Genomic DNA, 20,259 nt, shown 5'->3' with positions numbered 1-20,259 from the left:
CGCCGGTGTAGAAGACCGAGAGGGCGACGAAGGTGAGGGCCGTGCCGAGGGAGAAGTCGCGGCGGGTGGCGCCGTAGCCGAGGGCGAGGCCGAAGGTGACGTTCACCGACTGGACGGCCACGACCATCATGTAGACGAAGAGGAAGAAGGACGCACCGGAGTAGGTCATCCCCTCCTGCGCCTCGAGGCGCTCGCCGGAGTCGAGCCCGCGGAGGATCAGCCACCAGACGACCAGGTTGCCCGACAGGATGACGGCCGTGATGATCAGCGGCGTGTAGAGGATGGTGGCGGGGTTCGCGAAGTGCAGGCGGACGATGCTGCCGAGGCGGCCGGCGGCGGTGTCGTGGCGCGCGGGGGCGCCGGTGAGGGCGGTCATTCCGAGGCCTTCCCGGTGGTGAGCTGGACGACGAGCTGCTGGAGGGGGACGGACTCGAGCTCGAGCCCGTGGCGGGCGGCGGAGGCGCGGCCCGCGTCGTCGAGCCGGGGGAGCGTGGCCGAGGCGCGGCTGCCGAGAGCGGAGCGGGCGATGACCTCGCGGCCGGCGGTGAACGACTCGACGGCCTGCCGGGGTCCGATGACCGTTGCCGCAGCACCCCGCAGCTCCTCCGCGTCACTGTCGACGACGAGGCGGCCCTGATCGATGACGAGGACGTGCTCGAGCAGACTGCTGACCTCGTCGATGAGGTGGGTGGAGAGGACGACCGTGCGCGGGTGCTCGGCGAAGTCCTGGAGGAGGCGGTCGTAGAACAGCTGCCGGGCGACGGCGTCCAGCCCCAGGTACGGCTCGTCGAAGAACGTGAGCGGGGCGCGGGAGGCCAGGCCGACGATCACTCCGATCGCCGAGAGCTGTCCGCGGGAGAGCTTCTTGATCTTGCGGTCGACCGGGAGGCGGAAGTCCTCGACGAGCTCGTGTGCGAACGTCTCGTCCCAGCCGTCGAAGAACCAGGGAGCGCTGCGCAGGACGTGCTTCACCTTGAAGTCGTCCGGGTACTTCTGGCTCTCCTTGATGAAGCAGGTGCGGGAGAGGACGGCGGCGTTCTCCACAGGCGACTGCCCGAAGACGCGGATCTCACCCGAGCTGGCGAACTCCTGGCCGGTGAGCAGCGACATCAGCGTCGTCTTGCCCGCGCCGTTGCGGCCGAGGAGGCCGTGGATGCGGTTCTCCTCCAGCGCGAAGCCGATGCCGTCGACGGCGCGCATGCGTCCGTAGTTCTTGGTGAGGTCGTGGACCTCGATGACCGCGCTCATCGCGATCCCCCTTCTGTGATCATGTCGGCGAGCTGCTCGGTGCTGAGGCCGAGCTTGGCGGCCTCGGCGAGCAGCGGAGCGACGAACTGGTCGCGGAACTGCGTGCGGCGCTTCTCGACCAGCCGGTCGCGCGCCCCCTCGGCGACGAACATGCCGATCCCCCTCTTCTTGTAGAGCACCCCGTCGTCGACGAGCAGGTTCACGCCCTTGCCGGCGGTGGCCGGGTTGATGCGGTGGAACGCGGCGAACTCGTTGGTCGACGGGACCTGCGACTCCTCCGGCAGTGCGCCGTCGATGATGTCGTTCTCGATCTGCTCGGCGATCTGCAGGAAGAGCGGGCGGGAGTCGTCCACGCGGGCTCCTTCGGTGCTGGGTTGGGTGGTTAGTTGGTGTTGTAACTAACCATGGAGGCGGGAGACGTCCGTGTCAAGAGGTGCGTGCCGCTCGGTCAGCGCGACGAGGCCCGCGGCGTGCTTCACTGGCGTTGTGGTGAGGCCCTGTCGTCGCTTCGCGGGGGGCGGGGCACGGCGGGTACACTGGCTCGGCCAGCCTCTGTAGCTCAATGGAAGAGCGACTCCGTCCTAAGGAGCAGGTTGGGGGTTCGAGTCCCTCCAGGGGCACCACGATCCGCGATCGGGATCAGTCCATCGGAAGACCGCGCCGTCGCTCCGTCTGACGCCACGGTCTGCCGCCCGCCCAGCACTCCGAGCTGTGTTGGTCGAGGCGCCGACGGTTCGAGTCCTCGATGGTCCTGCCCGGGTCGGAACTCCTCGGCGGAAGGGACGCACGACCGAGGAGCTCCGTCGCGCGTTCGCGGCCGTCCTCGTCCTGAGCCTCTCCGTTCAGCGGAACGCGTTCGCGAAAAGCCGACTCGCGGGATTCAGCGCGCTGCTCGCGATAGCCGGTCGCATGGCGGCCGTCCGCAGGCAGTGGCTGGCGGAATCCGAGATCCCCTTCCTCGGCTGGGTGTCGCGGGCCGCCCTCCGCCCGCGGTGCGTGCGCGAGCTCCTCGATCAGGCGAGGGACGGGGAGGAGATCGCGGAGGGACGCCCACCGCGCCGACCGCTCACGGCCTTCTGAGGGCGTCTCGCGGGCCTTCGCTCAGGCGGCGCCGCCATGATCGAGGCTGGTACTCGACGGAAGGTTCTCTGTGAGCATGTTCAAGCGCGTTCTCGGCATGGCGTCGAAGGCGCTCGATTCGAAGAGTGGCTCGGGCTCGTCCTCGAGCGGGACGACCGATTGGCGCGACCTCGTGCGCTCCGCTGCCGACAAGGTGACGGGCGACTCGCGGAGCGGGCAGGCCCAGCCGCCTCAGCAGTACGGGTCGCCGCAGCGCCCCTCCGCGCGCCCTCAGGACGCCCGGCCCGGGCAGCAGCCGGTCGTCACCAAGGAGGACCGCGCGGCGATCGCGCGCTACGACTACCTCCTCCGGACCGCCGACCCGGAGCAGCTCGAGCAGGTGCACCGCGACGCGTTCACGAAGCTGACGACGGCGCAGCGCGCACAGGTCGAGGCGCGGCTCCGCGACGAGCTGCCCGCGAACGAGCAGCCGCGGTCCTCCGCCCCCGAGGACCTGGCGCGCGCGGCGACGCGCGGCGAGGCGAACGATCCGGGGTTCCTCAAGAAGATGTTCTCGAAGCCGGGCACCCGCGGTGCCCTCGCGGGTGCTGGCGTCGGAGCGGCGGCGGGCATCGGGCTCGGCGCGGCGGGCGGACTGCTCGCGGCGGTCGCGGGCGGCGCCGTGATCAGCAGCGTCGCCGGTCCGCTGCTCGCGCAGGCGTCCGGCCTCGGCGTGGACTTCGAGAACCTCGCTGGCGGGTTCGGCGACCTGGGCGACTTCGGCGACATCACGGGCGGCGCGGGAGAGTTCGTCTCCGGTGCGGGTGAGCACGTGTCCGGGCTGGGGGAGCAGGTGTCGGAGTTCGGCTCCGACTTCCAGCTGCCGGGGCTCGGCGACCTCGGGAACCTCTTCGACCGCTAGACGGACGGGACCGGACCGCGCCGGCGGAGGAGCGGCGACGCGATCGCGAGCGCCGCGCCGACGACGAGCAGCACGGCCCCCACGATCGCGACGGCGGTCGTCGACCAGTCGGGGAGGTCGACCACCGTCGTGCCGTCGAGCAGCGTCCATTCGCACGCCGCGCCCAACGGCCACCACGACCAGAAGCCGCGGACCAGCTCGCCGGCCTCGGGCGGGACGCCGCCCAGGCTGACGCTGCAGACGTCGTCGAAGCCCTGACGGTCGATGTTCGCGTACTGCAGCGGCACGAGCGCGAGGGCCGCGAGTCCGGCGACGGCGAGGACGAGGCCGGCGAGCAGGGCGAGACGCGCGGCGGTCAGGCGCTTCCTCGCCGGCGTCGAGGCGGGGGCGGGCGGCGTCTCGGTCATCGTCCGATGGTGGCACGCGTTCGTGGGGAGCAGGCGTGTGCCCGGGATCGGCGCCGAACAGCGCGGAGGCACGGGGCGGATGCGTCGGAGCCGCTCCTCGACCGCAGGAGCCACGGACGTCGGCCGGCACAGCGGCGACGGGGAGCCCTCGGCGTCGTACCCTCGACTGCATGGGGTTCGTCTTCTCGCTGGTGATCATTGTCCTGACAGTGCTCGCGCTGGTCGACGTCGTACGGCAGCCGGACAACGTCATCAAGAACCTGCCCAAGATCGTGTGGATCCTGCTGATCTTCTTCCTCCCGCTCATCGGCGTCTCGCTGTGGTTCCTGCTCGGGCACGACTGGAAGCGTGGCGACGGCGGATCCTTCGTGCCGGGCGGCCGAGTGCCCCGCCGCCGGAAGCAGGCGCCGCCGACGGTGGTGGTGCGGCCCGCTCCGAAGAGCACCGAGGAGCAGCTCGCCGACCTCGAGCGCGAGGAGGCGCACTACGCGCGGCTCGCGGAGGAGCAGCGTCGCCGCCGCGAGGGGGAGCGGCCGCTCGACGCGTGAGCGGCCGCTCCGGAGGCCGCTACTTCGAGAAGTTCGACGCCGTCCACTGGATCGAGGCGATCTTCGCCTGGCCCGCGACGCTCGGGTGGAAGTAGTCGGTGGTCCCGATCAGGCCCTTGGTGACGGGGGTCGCGGTGAGCGCTCCTCCGTCCCAGTCGCAGAGCTGACCGGCGGCGCTGCACGCCGTCTGCAGTGCGGTGTTGTACTGCGTCGTCCGCGTCTTCGCGGCAGCGGCGGAGGCGGCCGCGGCGGTGCTGCTGAGCCTGCGGCCGGTGGAGCTGACGCCGCGCGTGGTGCGGCAGAGGTCGCCGCCCGCCCAGACGAGCGCGCCGACTCCGGTCTTGACGACCGACCACTCGGAGGCCACGTTCGGCATCGACGAGAGGACGATGCGGGCGGAGGGCCACGTGGTGCGGATCTTCGTGATCGCGGCGGAGGCTCCGGTGCGGAACGTGCTCGCCGGGGTCATCGTGTAGCCGTCGGAGGCGACGCGGTTGTCGGGTGAGCAGAGGTCGTTGCCGCCGATGAGCAGGGTGACGACGTCCGGCCGCACGCCGGCGGCGACCGCGGCGTCGATCCGCGAGGGGACCTGCGCGACGACGTCGCCGGTGGTGGCGAAGTTCGCGGTCGTGACGGTGGTGCCGGGGAGCGCGGTCCGCAAGCGGGAGGCGAAGGAGTTCACGGAGGAGCTGGTGCCGGTGGACCAGTTGTTGCGGGGGCAGTCCGCGAAGGAGCCGCAGGTCCCGTAGGCCTGGGTGATGGAGTCGCCGAGGCTCAGCACCGAGAGGGTGGCGGGAGTGGCGGCGGCGGCGGCCTGCGCCGGGAGCAGCGCGGCGGCGAGGGCGAGCGCGGCTCCGACGGCGAGGGCGCGGACGCGGCGGCTCGGGGTCGGCGGGCGGGAGAGGGAGAGGCTCATGGGGGACCGTTCTCGAGGGGGAGGACGGTGGGGGAGCCGTCGGTGCTGACGCTAGGGGAGCGGCGCCCCGGATGACCCCGAACGGGTGACCCCAGAACGGGCCGGATGTGCGCGACGGCAGCGGATCCGGTCGTCCGGCGGGCGGAACCGTCTGGAAGGCGAGCGTCCTCTCAGCCGCCTGCCACCGGCACGATCCGCAGCCGGCTCATCGCCCAGACCAGCGCCCCCGACGCGAGGAACGCGACCGCGATCCCGACGACGAACACCGACACCTGCCCGTACCCGGTCGCGGGATCCAGGAACGGATAGGGCACCCAGCCGTCCGTCGCTCCGCGGATCAGCACCACGACGAGCCAGACGATCGGGTAGACCACGACCAGCCAGAGCCTGCGCCACGGCAGCGGAGGGCGATCCGCGAGCAGCAGCCAGTCGAGCAGTCCGTAGACGGGGAACAGCACGTGCATGACGGTGTTGGCCCACGGCAGCGCCACTCCGCCCGCCACATCGGTGAGGAGGGTGTTGTACACGAGGCCGACGACGATGATGTACCCGGTGAAGGCACCCCGCACCAGTAGGAGCCCGCTGGGCGCGGGACGGCGGCGGAGCGCGAGCACGGCGGTGGCTCCGAGCGCGACGGCCAGCACGATGTTGCTCTGGATGGTGAAGAAGCCGAAGAAGTTGAACGGGTTCAGCGGCGTCCGAGAGGCGGTGTCGACGGCCGTCGCGATCACGGCCACCAGAACGGCGGCGGCCACGAGGAGGCGGAGGAGCGCGACCGTCACGCGGGCCGACTCCGCCCGGGAGGAGGGAGCGGGCGGCGTCATCGCTCGAGCGTAGCGCCGGAGCGCCTACCCTGTCCCCGTGCTCACGATCGGTGTCGACCTCGCTGCGGAGCCGGTGCGCACCGCTCTCGCCGCCCTCGAGTTCTCCGGCGGCCGGGCCGTCGTCCGCTCGCTCGTACTCGGCGCCGAGGACGCGACGATCGTCGATGCGTCACGGGACGCGGCGGTCATCGGGATCGACTGCGCGTTCGGCTGGCCGGTGGAGTTCGCGGCGTTCGTCTCCGCGCACACGCGACGGGAGGTCTCGCCGCGGACGCTCGCGGGACGCGACTGGCGCCGCCGCCTCGCGTACCGCGAGACGGACCGGGTGGCGCGCGAGGTCACCGGCCGCTGGCCGCTCAGCGTCTCGACCGACCGGCTCGGGATGACCGCGATGCGCTGCGCGGAGCTGCTCGACGCCTTCGCCGCGAGCGGGGAGGACGTCGACCGCTCCGGGCGCGGACGGCTCGTCGAGGCGTACCCGGCGGCCGCGCTGCGGCTCTGGGGAGTGGACACCACGGGGTACAAGACGCGACCGGAGGCCGTGGCGCTCGCCGCGGAGTCGCTGCGACGGGCCGCACCCTGGCTCGATGTGCCGGCGCCCGCGCTCGCGCTGATGAGCCGCTCCGACGACGCGTTCGACGCCGTCGTCGCCGCTCTCAACGCCCGCGCCCACGCCCTGGGCGCGACCATGCCGGTGCCTCCCGAACTGCAGGAGGCGGCGGAGGCCGAGGGGTGGATCGCGGTCCCGACCGGATCGCTCGCGGAGCTCGCGGGCTGATCCGGCCGTCTCGACGGGTGTGCGCTCAGGCCGGGATCTTCGCCCCCAGCAGGCCAGCGGCGACCTCGGCGGCCCGCTCGGCCTCCTCGACGGTCGAGAAGGGTCCGGTGGGGACCAGGGAGGGCGCGGTGGTCAGTCGGGCGTCGATCTCGAGTCGGAACCGGGGCAGCTCCGCCCCGGGAACGACGACGATCCTGACTCCGTTCCGGCTCCATCGCGCGGGTTGGATAATAGAAATCTGTGTCATGGTGCTCTCCGCTTTCGCGATCATCCGCACGGGTGGCTGACGCCTCGACCGTGCACGCTTCACGCTACGTCCGGTGCCCGTCTCTCCGAACGGGCTTGACCTCTCAGGCTCGTCGGGCGTAGCGCGTCACTGCAGTCGGTCGAGGGTGTCGCTGATCCGCCGCAGGCACTCGATGAGGACCGACACCTGCGCGGTGTCCAGGTCGGCGAGCACCTCGCCCTCGGCGGCGACGAGATTGCGCATCGCCTCGTCGACCCGCTTCGTGCCCCGCGGGGTGAGCGAGACGATCTTGCTGCGCGAGTCGGCGGCGTTCTGCTCGCGGACCACGAGCCCGCGAGCCCCGAGGCGGTCGACGCGGCTGGCCAGGTTGCCGCTGGACAGCGCGAGGTGCGTGGCCAGGGCCGAGGGCGTCATCCCGCCCTCTCCGCGCTGCCGCAGCAGCGAGAGGAGCTCGAACTCCCACGGGGCGAGATCGCTGACGGCGAAGGACTGCCGCCGCACCTCCTGCACGCGCGGGCTGAGGCGGCGGAGGCGGGAGACGACGTCCAGAGGCGCGAAATCGAGGTCGGGCAGGGCCCCGGCCCACGCGTCGATCACCAGATCGACATCGTCGTCTTCGCGCATGCCCCGATTATCCCCGGACGGCGCGGGCGCCGACGACGGGTGGTCCGGGGAGGCCGGCGGGCCTAGCCTGTGCGGACGACGGGCGGACCGGTCAGGCGCGGGCGGCCCGGACGTAGGCGACGATCGCGTTGGCGTGGCCGTGGCCCAGGCCGTGCTCGGTCTTCAGCCAGGTGACGACCTGCATGTGCGGCTCGGAGCGCAGACGCTCGTCGGCGAGGTCCAGCCAGTCCTGGACGGGACGGTCGTAGGTCTTCTCAATGCTCGGGAAGTACGAGGCCGGTCCCTTCGGCTTCGCACCGTCGGCGGGCGGTTCGGGAGCGAGCACGCGGTCGGTCATGCGGTCACGATAGCGAGCCGCGGTCAGGTCGTGTAGGCCGAGGGGTCGAACCGGCCGAGCTCCTCGCGGAAGGCGAAGGCGAAGTCGGGCCAGAGCAGGGTGAGTCGCCGGTTGTCGTCCAGGTACCAGCTCTCGCAGCCGCCGTTGGTCCAGACGGTGTCGGCGCTGAGGGCGTCGAGGCGGGCGATGGAGGCGGCCTCGGCCTCGGCGGTGACCTCGAGCCGGTCGGCGCCGGAGACCGCGAGGTGGTCGAGCGCGGCGAGCACGTAGGCGATCTGCGTCTCGATCATGTGCACCGCGGAGTTGTGGCCGAGGCTCGCGTTGGGGCCGTTGACGACGAAGAGGCTCGGGAAGCCGTGGACCGCGGTCGACTCGTACGCGACCATGCCGTCGGCCCAGCGGTCGGCGAGGAGGACGCCGCCGCGGCCGCGGATGCGCCGGGCGAAGGGCGGCCGCGTGGAGTGGAAGCCGGTCGCGAAGACGAGCACGTCGACCCCGTGCGGGACGCCGTCTTCGCCGAGCGCGGCCCCCTCCTCGAGGCGCCGGAGCGGACCGGGGACGACGCGGACGTGCGGCTGCGCGAGAGCGGGGTAGTAGTCGTCCGAGAGGAGCACGCGCTTGCAGCCGATCTCGTAGTCCGGAGTCAGCACGGCGCGGAGCGCGGGATCGATGATCTGCGCCTCGAGGTGGCCGAGCGCCTCCGCCCGCAGCCGGTCGATGGCCTCGGGCACGGCGACGCGGCCGGCGAAGCCGAGCTCGGCGCGCCAGAACAGCTCCTCGCGGAGCCTCGCCAGGGCCCCGGGCGCGCGGGAGAGGGCTCGGCGCTCCTCCGGCGGGTACGGGCGGTTCCGGCGGGGGACGACGTACGGGGCCGAGCGCTGGAAGAGCACCACCTCGGCGGCGCGCTCGGCGAGGTGCGGCACGATCTGCACGGCGGAGGCTCCCGAGCCGACGATGCCGACGCGCTTCCCGTCGAGATCGACGTCGTCCCGCCAGCGGGCGGAGTGGAAGGCAGGACCCGCGAACGAATCCAGGCCCGGGACGGCCGGGAGGCGGGGCTCGGAGAGGCGCCCCGCGCAGACGAGGAGGACCGCGGCGGAGTAGTCGCCCCGGGAGGTGCGCACCCGCCAGCGGTGAGCCTCCTCGTCGAAGACCGCCTCGAGCACCTCGGTCCCCAGCCGGAGCCGCGGCGCCAGGCCCTCCTTCTCGACGACGCGCTCGAGGTAGGTCTGGATCTCGGCCCCGGGGGCGTAGAACGCCGACCAGTCGGCCTCCGGGGCGAAGGAGTAGGAGTAGAGGTGCGAGGGGATGTCGCAGGAGACCCCGGGGTAGACGTTGTCCCGCCAGGTCCCGCCGATCCGCTCGGCGCGCTCCAGCACGACGAACGAGGTCCCGCCGCGGCGCTCCAGGCGGACCGCGGCTCCGAGGCCGGCGAACCCGGCGCCGATCACGACGACGTCGACGTCCATCAGACCGTCGTCCTCGCCAGGACGCTGCCCGCCGGGTCGCGGTGCGGATCGGCGAGGAAGTGCTCGAGGACGGCGAGGAGCTCGGCGGGCCGCTCGGCGAGCACGGCGTGACCGGAGTCGAGGACGGCGTAGCGGGCGTCGTCGATGGCGCCGAGCAGGGCCGCGGCGCCCTCGACGCCGGCGACGGCGTCGGCGGAGCAGCCGACCACGAGGGCGGGAACCCGGCAGTCCGAGGCGGCCGCAGCGACGTCGGCCCGGGCGGAGGCGGCGAGCATCCGCGCGGCGTCGGCGCCCCACGGGGAGGAGGCGGTGGCCGAGCGGACGGCGAGGAGCCGAGCGGCCTCCTCCTGCGCGTCGGGCGGCAGCATCGGCCAGAGGCGCGCCGTGCGGAGGAGGCGCTCCGTCGGGCGCAGCCATCCGGCCACGAGGGCGAGGGCGCGCACCCGCCGATCGCCCGCGGCGAGGGCCACGGCGGCTCCGAGCGAGTGGCCGATCAGGACGGCCTCCTCGGCGCCGAGCGCGTCCAGGGAGGCGCGGACCGCGGCGGGTCCGTCGAGCCAGGGGTCGCCGAGATCGGCGAGCTCGAGCGCGGCGACGCGGTGGCGCCGCGCCAGCATCGGCAGCAGCAGCCCGGTGTCGCTCCGCGCGCCCCGGCCGACCCCGGTCAGCAGCAGGACCGCGCGCGGGCTCTCGGCGCCCGCGGTCAGCAGCCGCACGGTGGCGCTGTCCGACTCGATCCGCTCCTCCCGGACCAGCTCGGCCTGTCGCCGCAGGTACTCGGAGCGGGTCATGACGCCCGGCGGGTCCCGCGGACCGGGAGGCGCATCCGCTGCGGACCCGCCGCTGCGACGGGCTCCGCCCGCAGCGCCCTCTCCGGCGCGACCACGCCGTACGTCGTGGTGCGCTGGCGCCAGCCGCGGCCGATCTCGCCGCTCAGCCGGGCGACGGTCGCGATGTCGAGCGAGCGGTAGGCCTCCGCTCCGGCCTCGGGCCGCAGGGCGCCGTCGAGCAGCAGGCCGCCGAGGTCGTCCGCCCCGCCGCGGAGGAGGACCTGCGCCGCGTGCAGTCCGAGCTTGGTCCAGGCGGTCTGCACGTGGGCGATCCGGCCGTGGAGGACGAGCCGTGCGACGGCGTGCACGGCGCGGGTCTCGCGGAGGGTCGGCCCGCCCCGGCTCGCGCGCACCACGGCGGGAGGCGCCTCCGCCGGCACGAAGGGCATCGCGATGAACTCGGTGAAGCCGCCCGTCTCGTCCTGGATCGCCGCGAGCGTGCGCAGGTGCGCGAGCTGCTGCTCGGGGGTCTCGACGTGTCCGTAGACCATGGTCGAGGTGGAGCGGAGGCCGCTGCGGTGCGCGGCCGTGATCGCCTCCCGCCACTCGGCCACGGTCGGGTCCGTCCCCTCGCTCAGGACGGCGCGGACGTCGTCGTCGAGGATGCGGGCGGCGGTCCCCGGGACGGAGTCCACGCCGGCCTCGCGCAGAGCGTCGAGCATCGCGGGCAGGGTTCGGCCCGTGCGCCGGGCGACCTCGAGGATCTCGCCGGGCCGGTAGGCGTGCAGGTGCAGCGAGGGCTGCCGCTGCTTCAGCGTGCGGACGATCAGCAGCAGATCGTCGCCCGGGTGCTCCGGTCCTATCGCGCCCTGGAGGCAGAGCTCGGTGGCGCCGAGCGCGACCGCCTCGTCGGCGAGCTCCTCCAGCCGCTCGACGGTCAGCCCGCCGTCTCCCCAGAGGGAGGTGTCGATGTTGCGGTTGACGACGACCGAGACCTCGTCGCCGGCGGCGTCGTGCCGCAGGTCGTCCGCCAGAGCGGAGAGGGCGTCGAGGTCGTCGCCGTCGGCTGCGAGCAGGGCGAGGTAGTCGGCGTCCTCGAGACCGGCGGGGTCCGTCTCCGCCCGGGCGACCACGGCGCCGAGGGCGGGCGCGACCGGTCGGGGCAGGGCGTCGAGCGAGTCGCGGTAGGGCCGGGGGAGGACCGCTGCCGCCTCGTCGGCGAGCCAGGTCCCGCGGTCGGCGAGCGCCTCGACGTAGGGAGCGACGCGCGGATCGATCCAGGTGGCCGAGTCGCGGAGGTACTGCGGGTGGGCGGTCAGCCGCTCGTGCAGCCGGTAGCCGGCCGCCGCGGTGAGCCGCGCGAGGTCGTCGATGTTCGGCCAGGGGCGCTCCGGATTCACGTGATCCGCCGTGAGCGGGCTGACACCGCCCCAGTCGTCGACCCCGGCGCGCAGCAGCAGCCCGAGCTCCTGCTCGTCGGTGAGGTTCGGCGGCGCTTGGATCGTCGCCTCGGCGCCCAGCACGAGGCGCGCGACCGCGACGTTGGCCACGTACTCCTGCAGCTCGAGGTCGACCTCGTTCTGCATGGCCGTCCGCGGCTTCGCGCGGAAGTTCTGGACGATGCACTCCTGCACGTGGCCCCACCGCTCGTGGGACTCGCGGATCGCGAAGAGGGCGTCCGCCCGCTCCGCCGCGTTCTCGCCGATGCCCAGCAGCACGCCGGTGGTGAAGGGGATGCGGCTGCGGCCCGCGTCCTCGAGCACGCGCAGGCGCAGCGCCGGGTCCTTGTCCGGGGAGCCGTAGTGCACGCCGCCCTTCTCGGACCAGAGGCGCTCGGCGGTCGTCTCGAGCATCATGCCCATCGAGGGCGCGACCGGGCGGAGCCGCTGCAGCTCGGCCCACGACATCACGCCGGGGTTCAGGTGCGTGACCATGCCCGTCTCGCTCATGACCAGGACGGCCATCGCGCGCACGTACTCGAGCGTCGAGGCGTAGCCGTGCTCGGCGAGCCAGGCGCGGGCGACCGGCCACCGGTCCTCCGGGCGGTCGCCGAGCGTGAACAGGGCCTCCTTGCAGCCGAGCGCGGCACCGGCGCGGGCGACCTCGAGGATCTCCTCCGGCTCCATGAAGGTCGACTCGCGCTTGGCCGCGAGCCCGCCCGGTGTCTCCACGAAGACGCAGTAGTGGCACCGGTCGCGGCAGAGCTTGGTCAGCGGGACGAAGACCTTCCGCGAGTAGGTGACGACGCCGGGCCGTCCGCGGCGGGCGAGTCCGTCGTCGCGCAGGCGGCCGGCGGCCTCCAGCAGCAGGTCGAGGTCGTCGCCGCGCGCGCCGAGGAGCTCCTCGGCGGTCTCGCGCGTCAGCGCCTCGCCGCGGTCGAGCCGGGCGAGCAGGGTGGCCGTGGTCATGCGGGAGCGGCCCTTCCGAAGGGGGTCGTGGCGGAGGCGGAGGTCAGAGCGCGCGCAGCCGCGGCGCGAGGTCGCGCTCGAAGGCGTCGAAGAAGCGCTGCTGGTCGTCGCCCGGGGCGTGGAAGACCAGGTGGGTGAAGCCCGCGTCGACGTAGGGCTTGATCTGCGCGACCGTCTCCTCGGGGTCGGAGCCGACGATCCAGCGCTTCGCGACCTGCTCGATCGGCAGCTCGTCGGCGGCGCGCTCCATGTCGACCGGATCGGTCAGCGAGTGCTTCTGCTCCGGCGACAGCGAGAGCGGCGCCCAGAAGCGCGTGTTCTCGAGCGCGAGCGCCGGATCGGGATCGTAGGAGAGCTTGATCTCGATCATGCGGTCGATGGTCGAGGAGTCGCGATCGGCCGCCGCGGCGCCCTCCTCGACGGCGGGGAGCAGCTTCTCGGTGTAGAGCTCCATGCCCTTGCCCGACGTGCAGATGAAGCCGTCGCCCGCGCGGCCGGCGTACTTCGCGACGACGGGGCCGCCCGCCGCGATGTAGACCGGCACGCCGCTCTCGGGCTTGTCGTAGATCGACGCCTCGTGCGTGGAGTAGTACTCGCCGTCGAAGGTGACGCGGTCGCCCGCCCAGAGCGCGCGCATGAGCCGCACGGCCTCGCGCAGGCGGGCGAAGCGCTCCTTGAATTCGGGCCAGGTCTGCTCGCCCGCGCCCTGGTAGCCGGTGGCGACCTCGTTCAGCGCCTCGCCGGTGCCGACGCCGAGCATGATCCGCTCGGGGTAGAGCACGCCGAGCGTGCCGAACGCCTGGGCGATGACGGCGGGATTGTAGCGGTAGTGCGGGGTCATCACGGAGGTGCCGAGGGTGATGGTGGAGGTGCGCTCACCGGCCGCGGCGAGCCAGGCGAGGGAGAACGGCGCGTGCCCGCCCGTGTGCCGCCACGGCTGGAAGTGGTCCGAGACGACCGCGGTCTCGAAGCCGTGCCGCTCTGCGCCGACCGCGAGCTCGACGAGCTCCCGGGCGCCGAACTGCTCCGCCGATGCCTTGTACCCGAGCGTGATCGTCATCTGCAGCCTTCGTGAGAGGTGGGACGGCCCCCGGAGCGGGAGCGGCCCCTCCATTCTGCGCCCGCCGCGGCGCCCGGCGGGACGGGTGGACGCACCCGGGGGAGGCGTGCCCCGATCCCGTGCTGGGGAGGAGCGTCAGGCCGGCGGAGCGGCGATGTTCACCATCCAGCCGACGCCGTAGCGGTCGACCAGCATCCCGAAGCGGTCGCCCCAGGGCGAGGCGACCAGCGGCTCGACGACCGTGCCGCCCTCGGCCAGGCCGTCCCAGTAGCCGCTCAGCTCGGCGTCGTCGTCGCCGAAGAGCGCGATCGTGATGCGGGCGCCGCTCTCGGCCGGGCTCGAGGAGGGGGAGTCGGAGCCCATCAGGATCATCCCGCTCGGCGTGACGAGCTGGGCGTGCATGATCCGGTCCTGGTCGGCCGGATCCGCGCTCATCCCGAAGTCGCCGAAGCGGCTGGAGCTGAGCTCGCCGCCGAGGACGTCCCGGTAGAACTCCATCGCCTCCTGCGCGGAGCCGTCGAAGCCGATGTAGGGGCTCAGTGAAGTGGGCACGGCACGCCTTTCCGTCGAGGTGCGCCCAGTATCTCCGCGTCCCGACGCGAGCACCAGGGGCGTCCTGCAGAAGGTCCGCCCCCGGTCCTCAGAGCTCGTCGCGTGTGGGCGGGTTCGCGCCGGAGCGGGAGGTCGTGATGCCGGCGACGTGCGCGGCGTGACGGCCGATCGCGTGCAGGGCGGGGCCGTCGAGGAGCATCCCGTTCGCGGCGCCGAGGCCCTGGCGGAACGCCTCGTCGAGGATCGCGCCCATCGCGGAGTCGCCGGCGCCGATCGTGTCCGCCACCACGATCCGGGCGGCGGGCACGGTCACCCGCGTCATGGCCGAGGCCAGCAGCAGTCCCTCCGCGCCGCGGGTGACGACCGCGAGCTGCGACCCGAGGGAGAGCAGCCGGCTGAGGACCTCGTCGAGCTGCATCGTCGGGTAGAGCCACTCCGCGTCCTCGTCGCTGAGCTTCACGACCTCGCACGCGGCGGCGATCCGCTCGAAGCGCGCGAGCGCCTCGGCGTGCGCGCCGACCAGAGCCGGGCGGATGTTCGCGTCGACGCTCGCCGTCACTCCGGCGGGCAGTGCCTCGAGGAGCTCGAGCACGGCGGATCCGCCCGGCTCGAGGAAGATCGCGATGGAACCGGTGTGGACGTGGGAGGCGCCCTCCGGGTCCGCCGCCGGCGGGTTCCAGGAGAGGTCGAAGACGTAGCGGGCCGACCCGTCCGCGGCGAGGACCGCCCGAGCGGTGCTGGTGCGCTCCGAGTCGCTGTGCCGGACCTCCACGCCGGAGGCCTCGAGGTGGGCGCTGATGCGGCGGCCGCGCTCGTCGTCGGCGATGTCGGTGACGAGGGTCGCGGGCCGCCCGAGTCGGGCGAGCGTGAGGGCGACGTTGGCCGGGGAGCCGCCGACGTGCTCCGTGGCGCTGCCGTCGCGCTCGACGATGTCGATCAGCGCCTCGCCGATGACCAGGGTGCGGGAAGCCGGGCTGACGCGCTCGTCGGTGGAGGACATGCCGACATCATGCCGGGTGACGGGGTCGCCCCGCGACGCGCGGGGCCGACCGGCGCGAGCGGCTCACGTCCCGACCGCGGTCTCAGCCCCGGTCGCGCAGGTCCGCCAGCACCGCGTCCACGCTCGTGATCTCGATCAGCGGCGCGTACAGGGACATGGCGTCGAGCGCGCGCTGGTGGTCGGCCTCGGAGGCGCCCGCGCAGGCGTCCGCGGCGACCCTGACCCGCACTCCGGCGTCCGCGGCCGCCAGCGCCGTCGACAGCACGCAGCAGTCGGTCGAGACGCCGGTGAGCACGAGCTCGCGGGAGTCGTCGAGCTCGGCCTCGAGCTCGGGCCCCCACTTGCCGAAGGTCGTGGCGGTGATCGTGCGGTGGCCCTCGAACCCGGCCACGAGCTCGTAGAGCCGGTCGCTCTCGGGGACGAGCGCGAACGGCCATTCGCGGTAGTAGGGGATCCACGCGCCGGCGGGCCGCTCCGGGGCGACGAAGCGGGTGGTCACGACCCGCTCGCCGAACGCCGGGAGGAGCCGGCGGGTCCCCTCGGCCGCGCGCTCGAATCCGCCGGATCCCCACGGCGACTCCGCATCGGCGAAGACGTGCTGCAGGTCGATCGCGACGAGCAGGCTCACGCCGAGGCCTCCTGGCGGCGGACGGCCCCGCGCGAGAGCGCGAGCGTCCCTGCGAAGCCGATCACGAGCGCCACGAGGACGCCGAGATTGGCGCCGGCCCAGTCACCGTCGCGGCCGCCGAGCGGGCCGAGGAGGTAGCCCTCCCACTCGAACCCGGGGGAGTAGTTGACCACCAGGCCCCAGCCGACGACCGCGCCGATCAGCACGAGGGCCACGGGGACCGCCGAGACGCTGCCGTAGCGGCGGCGGGAGTCGTACAGGGCCTCCTGGTCGTAGTCGCGCCGACGGAGGAGGAGGTCCGCGAGGAAGACGCCGAGCCAGGCCGCGATCGGCACGCCGAGGGTGATCAGGAAGCCCTGGAACGGGCCGAGGAAGTCGCCCGCGACGAACACGACGTAGACCGCTCCGAGGACCATCAGCACGCCGTCGATCCCGGCGGCCACCGGCCGCGAGACCTTGAGCCCCGTGCTGAGCAGCGCCAGGCCCGAGGAGTAGATGTCCATCACGGCCCCGCCGATCAGGCCGAGCAGCGCAACGACGATGAAGGGGAGCAGGAACCAGGTCGGCAGGATCCCGGCGAGGGCGCCGATCGGGTCCGCGGCGATCGCGTCCGAGAGCTCCTGCGAGGAGCCGGCCAGCAGCAGGCCGACGACCACCAGCACGACGGGCGCGACCGCTCCGCCGATCGTCGTCCACGCGATCACTCCGCTCGTGCGGGCACCGCGGGGGAGGTAGCGGGAGTAGTCGGCCGCGGCGTTCACCCAGCCCAGCCCGAAGCCGGTCATCATGAACACGAGCCCGCCGATGACCGCGGCGGCCGAGCCCGCGGGCAGGGCGCCGACGGCGGCGAGGTCGATCCGGTCGAGGACGAGCACGACGTAGACCACGGTCAGCACGGCGGTCGCGACGGTGATCGCGAGCTGGAGCCGCATGATCAGGCGGAAGCCCGCGATCCCGGCGATCACGATGAGCGCGGCGACCACGATCAGCGCGACCACCTTGGTGAGCACGCCGCCGTCCCAGCCGAACTCCTCGAACACCGTCGCCGTCGCGAGCACCGCGAGGGAGGCCAGCACCGTCTCCCAGCCCACCGTGAGCAGCCAGGAGATCACCGAGACGAGGCGGTTGCCGTCGACCCCGAAGGCCGCCCGGCTGAGCACCATCGTGGGGGCGGAGCCGCGCTTGCCGGCGACGGCGACCAGACCGCAGAAGAGGAACGAGACGACGATCCCGATCACGCTGACGAGCGTCGCCTGCCCGAAGGAGAGGCCGAAGCCGAGGAGGAAGGAGCCGTAGCTCAGCCCGAGCACGGACACGTTCGCGGCGAACCACGGCCAGAACAGGTCGCGAGGGCGGCCGTGCCGCTCCGACTCCTGGATCGTGTCGAGGCCGTTGAGCTCGATGCCGCTTGCGGGGCGGGTGCTCGGACGATCGGGGGAGGTCATCGCGTCCTCGTTCTCACGGGTGCCGGCCCTGCGCCGGAGCTGTGACGAACCTACAGCGCCCCGCGCTCGAACAGCAGCCGGAGCGATTCGAGGTCGTCCGCGACCCGCGCGCAGTCCTCGTCCCAGTCGTCGAGGCTCATCCCGGGGCGCCGCCGCACGGTGAAGGCCACCTCGGCGCCGTCCCCGTTCACGAGCACCCGGAGCGGATTGTCCACCACCGTCCCGTCGGGGAGCGTGACCTCGTGGTCCGCGACGCCGAACGGGTTCTGCGGGGCGAAGCGCACCTCGACCCGGCCCATCGGCGAGTCGGCGAACCAGCGTCCGTCGACCTGCTCGAGCGCGGAGGAGGCGAGGCCCGCGGCCCACCGCGGGAGGTTCGCCGGGTCGGAGACGAAGGCGTACACCTCCGCGGCCGGAGCCTCGATCACGACGCCCACGGGGCGCGATTCGTACAGGGTCATCCGCTCGTCCTTCCTCTGCAGCCGGTCAGTGCTCGTCGCCGAAGCTGGCGACCAGCAGCGCGGCGAGCGCCGTCCGCTCCAGCATGCCCTCGATGCCGATCGCCTCGCTGCGCGCGTGCGCACCCTCGCCCGGGGCGCCGAGCCCGTCGAGGACCGGCAGGCCCAGCGCGGCGACGAGGTTGCCGTCGCTCGCCCCGCCGACCGCGATCTCGCGGAGGGGGACGTCGATCCGCTTCGCGACCCGCTCGGCCCTGCGGTAGAGCGCGGCGACGGAGGCGGTCCGCTCGAAGACGGGCCGCTCCCAGGAGCCGCGCACCTCCAGCCGGATGCGCGGGTCGGCGGCGGCGAGCGCGTCGAGCTCGGCCTCGACGCGGGCGGCCTCGGCGGATCCGCGGATCCGCGCCTCCAGCTCCAGGCGCACGCGGGCCGTCGTCACGTTGACCCGCGAGCCGCCGGAGACCACTCCGATGTTGACCGAGGTGCCCTCCTCCTCCCGCGCGATCGCCAGCACCCGCGGGATCAGCGAGCCGAGCTCGTGGATCGCGCTCGCCCCCTTCTCCGGCTCGACCCCGGCGTGCGCCTCGACCCCGACCACGTCGATCACGAAGCGCCCGATGCCCTTGCGCGCCGTCTTGACCGCGTCGCCGATCGCGCCCTCGAACACCAGGACCGCGTCGGCGCCCGCGCACTGCCGCTCCAGGAACGGGCGGGAGGCGGCGCTGCCGATCTCCTCGTCCCCGCTCATCACCAGGCGGACGGCCGGATGCGGGACGCCGGCGTGGCGGAGCGCGGCCACCAGCCACACCATCTGCACCAGCCCGGCCTTCATGTCGTAGCTGCCCGGTCCGCTCAGGCGGTCGCCGTCGACGGCGAAGGGCCAGGAGCGGGTCGTGCCCAGGGGCCACACCGTGTCGTAGTGGCCGAGCAGCGCCACGAACGGACGCGTGCCCCGGTGCGGTCTCGCGCCGCCGCTCGCCGGGACGGTCCAGCTGGTCGCGGTCGGCGCGTCCTGCGCACGCCGGTGCTGCACGTCGGCGTCGTGCCCGAGCCGCTCTCCCACCCAGTGCACCAGGAAGGCGTGCAGCTCGCCGAGCGCCTCGAGGGAGTCGCTGGGGCTCTCGATCATCACGAGGTGCCGGACGTCGTCGAGCATCCGCGAGCGGTTGTCGCGGAGGAAGGAGCGCACGCGGGCGGCGTCGTCGGCATCGGGGAAGGTCATCGACTCCGGAGTACCAGAGTGCGGCCGCTCGCGCGAACCGGCTGAACCGTTCGGGCCCCCGTTACGTTGGTGCAGGAAGAGGTGGAGATGTCCGAGGATCAGGCCCAGATGCTGCGTGCGCTGCACGACGAGCACGCCAGCGCGCTCTGGCGGTTCGTGCTGCGCCTGACCGGCGACCGCCAGATGGCGGAGGACGTCGTGCAGGAGGCGCTGCTGCGCGCCTGGAAGCACCCCGAGATCCTCGCCCAGGGCGAGGCCGCCGCCCGCTCCTGGCTCTACACCGTGGCCCGGAACCTCGTCATCGACGACCGCCGCAGCGCCCGCTACGCCCGGGAGCTGGGCACGGACGAGGTCCCCGAGCGCCCGACCGCCGACCGCACCGACCAGGTGCTCGACGCCTGGCTGCTCTCGGACGCGCTCAGCGGACTGAGCCACGACCACCGCGCCGTCATCGTGCACGCCTACTACGGCGGCCGCACGGTCACCGAGATCGCCGCGCTGCTGGGGATCGCCCCGGGCACCGTCAAGTCGCGGATGCACTACGGGATGCGGGCCCTCAAGCTCGCACTGCAGGAGCGGGGGGTGACGGAGCTGTGAACCGCGACCCCTCCTCCGACGACCGGCACGACGACCCCTTCCGCGACTGGGACGCCGCGTACCTCCTCGGATCCATGACCGCCGCCGACCGCCGCGAGTACGAGCTGCACCTGCGCGCCTGCCCCGGCTGCCGCGAGTCCCTCGCCGAGTTCGTCCCGCTGCCGGGCCTGCTGGCCCACCTGCCCCAGGACGAGGCGATGCGCCTGGTCGAGGAGCCGGAGGCGGCCGGCGATCCGGCTCCGGCGGCACTGCTGACCCGCCTCGCCGCGGCCACCGACTCCGTCCGCCGCCGGACGCGGCTGCGCATCGCGGGCCTGGTGCTCGCCGCCGCGGGCGTCTCGGCCGCCGCCGCCGTCGCCCTGCCGCTCGCGATCGGCCCGTCCCTCGCCCCCGTCGAGACCGTCGGCTCGACCGTCTCGCTCGCCGCGGCTCCGGGCGTCCCCGTCGAGGCCTCCGTGCGGTTCGTGCCGCAGCAGTGGGGCACGCGGATCGACATGGACTGCAGCTGGGCCGACACGGCCGAGCAGTACGCGGGCTCGGCCGGCTACGTCCTCTACGTCACGGACACCTCGGGCGGCACCGAGGCCGTCGGATCGTGGACGAGCGCGCCAGGGACGACGATGGAGCCCAGCCTCGCCACCGGGCTCCCGCTCTCCGAGATCGCCTCGGTCGAGGTGCGGCTGCAGGGATCGGACACCGTCGTGCTCACCGGCCGCCCCTGAGCGGGCCGCCGGATTCCC

At 73.4% G+C, this 20,259-nt stretch carries 23 protein-coding genes, 1 tRNA gene and 1 pseudogene; 6 read left to right on the top strand and 19 right to left on the bottom strand.

Going from position 1 to position 20,259, the window contains the following annotated elements; translation table 11 throughout:
* The 3 genes and pseudogenes from C5D04_RS03155 to C5D04_RS03145 form a co-directional block, all read right to left on the bottom strand.
* Positions 1-376 (bottom strand): annotated as a pseudogene (locus C5D04_RS03155) (ABC transporter permease); the annotation flags it as partial.
* Positions 373-1,248, bottom strand: a complete 876-nt coding sequence (locus C5D04_RS03150; protein WP_104347224.1) for an ABC transporter ATP-binding protein — start codon at positions 1,246-1,248, stop codon at positions 373-375. The gene C5D04_RS03150 and the pseudogene C5D04_RS03155, both read right to left, overlap by 4 nt.
* Positions 1,245-1,601: a GntR family transcriptional regulator gene (locus C5D04_RS03145; protein WP_104224613.1), complete on the bottom strand. Its 357-nt coding sequence runs from the start codon at positions 1,599-1,601 to the stop codon at positions 1,245-1,247. The genes C5D04_RS03150 and C5D04_RS03145 overlap by 4 nt, the downstream gene beginning before the upstream one ends.
* 195 nt (positions 1,602-1,796) lie before the next feature.
* Here C5D04_RS03145 and C5D04_RS03140 point away from each other — a divergent pair.
* Together C5D04_RS03140 and C5D04_RS03130 are read left to right on the top strand one after the other, a co-directional pair.
* Positions 1,797-1,871: transfer RNA gene (locus C5D04_RS03140), tRNA-Arg, on the top strand.
* Between the two features lie 533 nt (positions 1,872-2,404).
* On the top strand, positions 2,405-3,229 hold the full coding sequence (locus tag C5D04_RS03130; protein ID WP_258067538.1) for a hypothetical protein: 825 nt from the start codon (positions 2,405-2,407) through the stop codon (positions 3,227-3,229).
* On the opposite strand, the gene C5D04_RS03125 is transcribed toward C5D04_RS03130, so the two are convergent.
* On the bottom strand, positions 3,226-3,636 hold the full coding sequence (locus C5D04_RS03125) for a hypothetical protein (protein ID WP_104347223.1): 411 nt from the start codon (positions 3,634-3,636) through the stop codon (positions 3,226-3,228). The two genes, C5D04_RS03130 and C5D04_RS03125, sit on opposite strands and share 4 nt — an antisense overlap.
* Positions 3,637-3,806: 170 nt before the next feature.
* Here C5D04_RS03125 and C5D04_RS03120 point away from each other — a divergent pair, with 170 nt between their 5' ends.
* Positions 3,807-4,184, top strand: coding sequence for a PLD nuclease N-terminal domain-containing protein (locus C5D04_RS03120; protein WP_104255426.1), 378 nt, complete (start codon positions 3,807-3,809; stop codon positions 4,182-4,184).
* Positions 4,185-4,203: 19 nt separating this feature from the next.
* Here C5D04_RS03120 and C5D04_RS03115 read toward each other — a convergent pair whose 3' ends face one another.
* Positions 4,204-5,100, bottom strand: a complete 897-nt coding sequence (locus tag C5D04_RS03115) for a GDSL-type esterase/lipase family protein (protein WP_104328774.1) — start codon at positions 5,098-5,100, stop codon at positions 4,204-4,206.
* Positions 5,101-5,270: 170 nt separating this feature from the next.
* The gene (locus tag C5D04_RS03110) at positions 5,271-5,924 is read right to left on the bottom strand and encodes a Pr6Pr family membrane protein (RefSeq protein ID WP_104347222.1); all 654 of its coding nucleotides are present in this window, start codon (positions 5,922-5,924) and stop codon (positions 5,271-5,273) included.
* A gap of 37 nt (positions 5,925-5,961) precedes the next feature.
* Here C5D04_RS03110 and C5D04_RS03105 point away from each other — a divergent pair, with 37 nt between their 5' ends.
* Complete coding sequence (locus C5D04_RS03105; RefSeq protein WP_104317265.1) at positions 5,962-6,702, top strand: DUF429 domain-containing protein; 741 nt, start codon at positions 5,962-5,964, stop codon at positions 6,700-6,702.
* 25 nt (positions 6,703-6,727) lie between these two features.
* Here C5D04_RS03105 and C5D04_RS03100 read toward each other — a convergent pair whose 3' ends face one another.
* The 13 genes from C5D04_RS03100 to C5D04_RS03040 all read right to left on the bottom strand — a co-directional run bounded on the left by C5D04_RS03100 (position 6,728) and on the right by C5D04_RS03040 (position 18,922).
* Positions 6,728-6,949, bottom strand: a complete 222-nt coding sequence (locus C5D04_RS03100) for a hypothetical protein (RefSeq protein WP_146087832.1) — start codon at positions 6,947-6,949, stop codon at positions 6,728-6,730.
* Between the two features lie 126 nt (positions 6,950-7,075).
* Positions 7,076-7,573, bottom strand: a complete 498-nt coding sequence (locus C5D04_RS03095; protein WP_104226460.1) for a MarR family winged helix-turn-helix transcriptional regulator — start codon at positions 7,571-7,573, stop codon at positions 7,076-7,078.
* Between the two features lie 91 nt (positions 7,574-7,664).
* On the bottom strand, positions 7,665-7,910 hold the full coding sequence (locus tag C5D04_RS03090) for a DUF4287 domain-containing protein (protein ID WP_104232872.1): 246 nt from the start codon (positions 7,908-7,910) through the stop codon (positions 7,665-7,667).
* A 23-nt stretch (positions 7,911-7,933) separates the two neighbouring features.
* Entirely contained in the window at positions 7,934-9,379 is a 1,446-nt protein-coding gene (locus tag C5D04_RS03085) for an NAD(P)/FAD-dependent oxidoreductase (protein WP_104347220.1), read from the bottom strand.
* Positions 9,379-10,170, bottom strand: coding sequence for an alpha/beta fold hydrolase (locus tag C5D04_RS03080; RefSeq protein WP_104347219.1), 792 nt, complete (start codon positions 10,168-10,170; stop codon positions 9,379-9,381). Before C5D04_RS03080 ends, C5D04_RS03085 begins: the two co-directional genes overlap by 1 nt.
* On the bottom strand, positions 10,167-12,557 hold the full coding sequence (gene cofG / locus C5D04_RS03075; protein ID WP_104347218.1) for a 7,8-didemethyl-8-hydroxy-5-deazariboflavin synthase CofG: 2,391 nt from the start codon (positions 12,555-12,557) through the stop codon (positions 10,167-10,169). Before cofG ends, C5D04_RS03080 begins: the two co-directional genes overlap by 4 nt.
* A 43-nt stretch (positions 12,558-12,600) precedes the next feature.
* On the bottom strand, positions 12,601-13,617 hold the full coding sequence (gene fgd / locus C5D04_RS03070; protein ID WP_219814369.1) for a glucose-6-phosphate dehydrogenase (coenzyme-F420): 1,017 nt from the start codon (positions 13,615-13,617) through the stop codon (positions 12,601-12,603).
* Positions 13,618-13,752: 135 nt separating this feature from the next.
* The gene (locus C5D04_RS03065; RefSeq protein WP_104246718.1) at positions 13,753-14,169 is read right to left on the bottom strand and encodes a VOC family protein; all 417 of its coding nucleotides are present in this window, start codon (positions 14,167-14,169) and stop codon (positions 13,753-13,755) included.
* A gap of 88 nt (positions 14,170-14,257) precedes the next feature.
* A complete protein-coding gene (locus C5D04_RS03060; protein ID WP_104347217.1) occupies positions 14,258-15,169 on the bottom strand; it encodes a carbohydrate kinase in 912 nt (303 codons plus the stop codon).
* 82 nt (positions 15,170-15,251) lie between these two features.
* Positions 15,252-15,797: a cysteine hydrolase family protein gene (locus C5D04_RS03055; protein WP_104309813.1), complete on the bottom strand. Its 546-nt coding sequence runs from the start codon at positions 15,795-15,797 to the stop codon at positions 15,252-15,254.
* A complete protein-coding gene (locus C5D04_RS03050) occupies positions 15,794-17,242 on the bottom strand; it encodes a cytosine permease (RefSeq protein WP_104347216.1) in 1,449 nt (482 codons plus the stop codon). The genes C5D04_RS03055 and C5D04_RS03050 overlap by 4 nt, the downstream gene beginning before the upstream one ends.
* 50 nt (positions 17,243-17,292) lie before the next feature.
* The gene (locus tag C5D04_RS03045) at positions 17,293-17,703 is read right to left on the bottom strand and encodes an SRPBCC family protein (protein WP_104249452.1); all 411 of its coding nucleotides are present in this window, start codon (positions 17,701-17,703) and stop codon (positions 17,293-17,295) included.
* A 25-nt stretch (positions 17,704-17,728) separates the two neighbouring features.
* Positions 17,729-18,922, bottom strand: coding sequence for a M20/M25/M40 family metallo-hydrolase (locus C5D04_RS03040; RefSeq protein WP_104225069.1), 1,194 nt, complete (start codon positions 18,920-18,922; stop codon positions 17,729-17,731).
* 87 nt (positions 18,923-19,009) lie between these two features.
* On the opposite strand from C5D04_RS03040, the gene C5D04_RS03035 reads away from it, so the two are divergent.
* Both C5D04_RS03035 and C5D04_RS03030 read left to right on the top strand, forming a co-directional pair.
* On the top strand, positions 19,010-19,519 hold the full coding sequence (locus C5D04_RS03035; protein WP_104225070.1) for a sigma-70 family RNA polymerase sigma factor: 510 nt from the start codon (positions 19,010-19,012) through the stop codon (positions 19,517-19,519).
* On the top strand, positions 19,516-20,241 hold the full coding sequence (locus tag C5D04_RS03030; RefSeq protein ID WP_104325771.1) for an anti-sigma factor: 726 nt from the start codon (positions 19,516-19,518) through the stop codon (positions 20,239-20,241). The genes C5D04_RS03035 and C5D04_RS03030 overlap by 4 nt, the downstream gene beginning before the upstream one ends.
* The last annotated feature ends 18 nt before the right edge of the window (positions 20,242-20,259 follow it).

The organism is Rathayibacter sp. AY1D2 (assembly GCF_002932695.1).
Classification (GTDB): domain Bacteria; phylum Actinomycetota; class Actinomycetes; order Actinomycetales; family Microbacteriaceae; genus Rathayibacter.
Note: the sequence above shows the minus strand (reverse complement) of the source record. Positions and strands in the feature narration are given on the sequence as shown.

Excerpts from the sequence above, each read along its gene's own strand:
- C5D04_RS03060 (WP_104347217.1), bottom strand. The coding sequence starts at position 15,169 with ATGTCCTCCACCGACGAGCGCGTCAGCCCGGCTTCCCGCACCCTGGTC.
- C5D04_RS03110 (WP_104347222.1), bottom strand. The coding sequence starts at position 5,924 with ATGACGCCGCCCGCTCCCTCCTCCCGGGCGGAGTCGGCCCGCGTGACG.
- C5D04_RS03100 (WP_146087832.1), bottom strand. The coding sequence starts at position 6,949 with ATGACACAGATTTCTATTATCCAACCCGCGCGATGGAGCCGGAACGGA.
- C5D04_RS03150 (WP_104347224.1), bottom strand. The coding sequence starts at position 1,248 with ATGAGCGCGGTCATCGAGGTCCACGACCTCACCAAGAACTACGGACGC.
- C5D04_RS03115 (WP_104328774.1), bottom strand. The coding sequence starts at position 5,100 with ATGAGCCTCTCCCTCTCCCGCCCGCCGACCCCGAGCCGCCGCGTCCGC.
- C5D04_RS03035 (WP_104225070.1), top strand. The coding sequence starts at position 19,010 with ATGTCCGAGGATCAGGCCCAGATGCTGCGTGCGCTGCACGACGAGCAC.
- C5D04_RS03125 (WP_104347223.1), bottom strand. The coding sequence starts at position 3,636 with ATGACCGAGACGCCGCCCGCCCCCGCCTCGACGCCGGCGAGGAAGCGC.
- C5D04_RS03050 (WP_104347216.1), bottom strand. The coding sequence starts at position 17,242 with ATGACCTCCCCCGATCGTCCGAGCACCCGCCCCGCAAGCGGCATCGAG.
- C5D04_RS03090 (WP_104232872.1), bottom strand. The coding sequence starts at position 7,910 with ATGACCGACCGCGTGCTCGCTCCCGAACCGCCCGCCGACGGTGCGAAG.
- C5D04_RS03095 (WP_104226460.1), bottom strand. The coding sequence starts at position 7,573 with ATGCGCGAAGACGACGATGTCGATCTGGTGATCGACGCGTGGGCCGGG.
- C5D04_RS03085 (WP_104347220.1), bottom strand. The coding sequence starts at position 9,379 with ATGGACGTCGACGTCGTCGTGATCGGCGCCGGGTTCGCCGGCCTCGGA.
- fgd (WP_219814369.1), bottom strand. The coding sequence starts at position 13,617 with ATGACGATCACGCTCGGGTACAAGGCATCGGCGGAGCAGTTCGGCGCC.
- C5D04_RS03130 (WP_258067538.1), top strand. The coding sequence starts at position 2,405 with ATGTTCAAGCGCGTTCTCGGCATGGCGTCGAAGGCGCTCGATTCGAAG.
- cofG (WP_104347218.1), bottom strand. The coding sequence starts at position 12,557 with ATGACCACGGCCACCCTGCTCGCCCGGCTCGACCGCGGCGAGGCGCTG.
- C5D04_RS03040 (WP_104225069.1), bottom strand. The coding sequence starts at position 18,922 with ATGACCTTCCCCGATGCCGACGACGCCGCCCGCGTGCGCTCCTTCCTC.
- C5D04_RS03120 (WP_104255426.1), top strand. The coding sequence starts at position 3,807 with ATGGGGTTCGTCTTCTCGCTGGTGATCATTGTCCTGACAGTGCTCGCG.
- C5D04_RS03045 (WP_104249452.1), bottom strand. The coding sequence starts at position 17,703 with ATGACCCTGTACGAATCGCGCCCCGTGGGCGTCGTGATCGAGGCTCCG.
- C5D04_RS03080 (WP_104347219.1), bottom strand. The coding sequence starts at position 10,170 with ATGACCCGCTCCGAGTACCTGCGGCGACAGGCCGAGCTGGTCCGGGAG.